Raw genomic sequence first — 3,575 nt, forward strand, 5'->3', positions numbered from 1 at the left:
CGGGCGCTGTTCGACCCTCTTCGGCCGCCGGACCCGCCCCCCATAACGGCAGCTTCCAAGGTACAACAGTCAGTCATTCGTTCGAGTCAGTTGGCAAGTCCTTGGCAATGAACGAAACCGCCGGACGGTCGCCACGGATATGGAGGTGCCGAGACGCATTGCCCCGAGCCGTCATCGTTGTTGATTTCGATTGCCCTGCTGCCTACCTGCTATAGTTAATTTTGGTATCGCTGAGTTTTTTTCGTGATACCCGAACCTTTCGACGCGTGAATGCGTCGACGTGACATCCCGAGTCCGCACGATAGCTGTCAGGTACGAGCACCAAGGGCCGGACGGCGTGCCAACGCCGTGGTATGCGTGCTCGCCAACAATCCTGGCTACCGTGACGGTTCGTCATGCGAAAGTACAATCCGCGGCGCGAGCCGGCCAGGAGGAGGCGGGCATGGAAACGGTGATGAAGGCGCCTGGGAAGGCGAAGGCCGAAGTCAGAAAGATCTCGGGGAACGTCCCGGTTCTCCGCTCCCGCACAGAACGCCTCGCCGCCGGTCAGGCGTTGCGCGAAAGCGTGCCGCGCGGCAGCCACGCCGACTGGAAATCATCGGCCCAGCGACGGGACCCGATTGAGATCCTGGAAGAATCGAATCAGGATCGGTTACCGGAACTGGTCCCGATCCGGTATGGCCGCATGCTACGCAGTCCCTTCACGTTCCTGCGCGGCTCAGCGGCGCTCATGGCCTACGATCTCGCTACGACTCCAAGCACAGGTCTTCGGGTGCAGGCCTGTGGAGATTGCCACATGTTGAATTTTGGCTTGTTTGCCACGCCGGAACGCAATCTAGTCTTCGACCTGAATGACTTTGATGAAACGTTGCCGGCGCCGTGGGAATGGGATCTGAAACGGTTGGCGGTCAGTTTCGCGGTCGCAGGGCGCGACAGCCAGTTGCCGGATGCAGATTCCCGGGGAGCCGTCCTGGAATGTGCGCGCGCCTATCGGGAGCATCTGCGGGAGTATTCCCGGATGAACCCTCTGGAAGTCTGGTATACGCGCCTGGACGCGAAAACCCTCATTGCAATGGCGCCCGACGAAAAGGTCAAAAAGTACCGCGAGCAACTGGCAGAAAAAGCCCGCCAGCGTGTTGTTGAAAATCTCTTCCCCAAGATTGTCGGCGAAGTGGCTGGGCGACGCCGCCTGGTCGATCAACCGCCACTCATCTTCCATGTCAGTGACCCGGGCTTCGAGGAACGGGTTCGTGAGGCAATCGTCGGCTATCGGGAGTCTCTGTCCGATGAGCGCGGTATCCTCCTGGATCGCTATCATCTGGAAGACTTCGCCCTGAAAGTGGTGGGTATTGGCAGCGTCGGCACTCGGTGCTTCATCGGGCTGTTTTTCGACGAGGAAGACCATCCGCTGATACTCCAGTTCAAGGAACAGCGCCGGTCGGTCCTCGAACCCTATACGGGAAAGAGCCACTATGACAATCAGGGGCAGCGTGTCGTCATGGGACAACGGCTGATGCAGTCTTCCAGCGACATCTTTTTAGGATGGTTGCGCGGACAGCGAGGCCATGACTATTTTGTGCGGCAGTTGCGGGACATGAAGATATCGGTTCGCGTCGAAGAAGTCACAGCGGGGCAGCTCAAACGCTATGCCGGGGTCTGCGGCTGGACCTTGGCCCGCGCCCATGCCAAGTCCGGAGATGCCACGACTATCAGTGGCTATCTGGGCAAGGGCGACACCTTTGATGAGGCCATCGCCGCGTTTTCCCTCGCCTATGCAGATCAGACCGAGCGTGACCACGCGGCGCTGGTGAAGGCGGTAGCTGCCGGCCGGCTGGAGGCTCTCGCTGAAGAGTAGCGTGCTGCACCACTCGCACGAATTGGCTGTCGTTATTTATGTACGGGATATCCGGCGTGCTCGATCTCAGCGGCGCGGCAGCGCGCGCTAAGGCAAGAGCGTCGGAGGCGATCGCTGCCGACGGGCAGGTTGGCGCGACGGACGTTGGTATCACTGATTCGAAACGCCCTAAGTCTTGAACGGCGGCGGTTTGACTCTCCGGATTGCCGTTCAGATCAAAGGACATGTCATGACGAGACGTCGTTTTCTCGCTGCCTTGCTCGTCGGGATCTCGGTACTCTCCTCGTCGGCGCGAGCTGCGTTTGCCGGGTGCCTCTTTCTCCTAACTCGGGCAGGCTCATGGCGGGCCGTCGTCTGGACGGAGCCGATGTACAAACGTCCGCGTGAAAGCGTGAGCCAACGCCCGTAGGTGGCCGACTGTAGCGCGGCTATCGTGCAGCAAGAATACGGAGGAGAGGGCTTTGAGCCCCTCGCGGCGAGAGAGTGGATGGCGCAGACGTGGTCAGCGCGACGGTGGCAGGTTGCGTTCCGTCCTTATTGAGTGCCTTCCAGCAGGCCGAGCACCACTGCGCGGCGCACCGCGTGCTTGCGTGAACTTGCGTCGAGCTTTCCGAACAGGTTCTTGAGGTGCCACTTGACGGTGCCCTCTCTGATCGTGCCTGCGCGCGCGATTTCCTTGTTCGTCAGATTGCGCGCCAGCAGTTCGAGAATCTCCCGCTCCTTGGGCGTCAGGACGACGCACGGCACCGCGCGAGGTCCGCCCGTCTCCCGCGGGTGGGGCCGCGCGCTCGGCAGGGCGACGGGCGCCCGCCCGACGCTCACGGGATCGGCTGTGTCGGCTGCGCGGCGCGCCCATTCCGCGAGAGCGGGATGAGCGTCGATCAGCGTGCGGCCCAGCCTGAAGGTCTGCGCGAGGTTCATCGCTTCAAGCAGCAGGGCTGTCGCATCCACGCCCGTCTCTTGCTGCGCAAATGCGCGCAAGGCCATGATCTCGATGCGGTAGCGGCCCATGTTCATCGCCTCGGACTGCTTGCCGGCCGCTTCCAGCGCGTCAAGCGCCTGTTGCCAGCTACGCGCGGCGATGGCGGCGTCGGCGTGCGAAAGTGACTGCAACAGCGCGACCGACGCGCGCCAGAGGGGCCCGCGACCCGACTCGCGAGCCAGGATGTCGTCGATGCGGCGCACCAGCGCCTGGCATGTCTCACTGCGGTAGCGGCCCGCATGCATGCGGACCTGCTCGGCCAGGCTCGCTATGCACAAGCGGGGCTGACGCCGGCTCACGCCCAGCGCGTGCATCGTCTCCAGAATGTCGAGGGCCCGGTGCTCGTTACCGCGCGCGCGCGCCATGCGCGCCGCCGTGAGATAGGCGAGCATCGCGGTCTCCGGCGTCGCGGCGCGTTCGAGCACGTCCAGCCGGTTGGCGAGCAGCGCCGCCGCGTCATCCAGCCGGTCGTCTTCATACGCAATTGCCGCGCACGCCGCCGCGAACATGCAGCTGAGCGGATGCCGACGGCCCAGCTCGGCCTCGACGCTCGCGAGCGCCGGCTTCAGAACGTCCTCAGCGAGGCGCATCTGGCCTTCCCACATATAGCTCGACCCTGTGATGTGCTCGCCCCATCGCGCCAAATTGCCGACCGGTTCGATCCCTTCGCTGCGCAGGACGCGTTGCTGCGCGCGCCGCGCCTGTGCCGGTTCGCCAAGGAGCATCGCGCGCGCCGCG

General features: G+C 63.4%; 2 protein-coding genes. One reads left to right on the forward strand and one right to left on the reverse strand.

Annotated elements, in window-relative coordinates:
• Positions 1 to 442: 442 nt before the first annotated feature.
• A complete protein-coding gene (locus tag BG61_RS37875) occupies positions 443 to 1,855 on the forward strand; it encodes a DUF2252 domain-containing protein (RefSeq protein WP_081868333.1) in 1,413 nt (470 codons plus the stop codon).
• 534 nt (positions 1,856 to 2,389) lie between these two features.
• Here BG61_RS37875 and BG61_RS37880 read toward each other — a convergent pair.
• A partial coding sequence (locus BG61_RS37880; protein ID WP_035943363.1) for a LuxR family transcriptional regulator occupies positions 2,390 to 3,575 on the reverse strand: 1,186 nt, incomplete at its 5' end.

Origin of the sequence: Caballeronia glathei (genome assembly GCF_000698595.1) — a bacterium.
In the GTDB taxonomy this organism is placed as follows: Bacteria; Pseudomonadota; Gammaproteobacteria; order Burkholderiales; family Burkholderiaceae; genus Caballeronia; species Caballeronia glathei.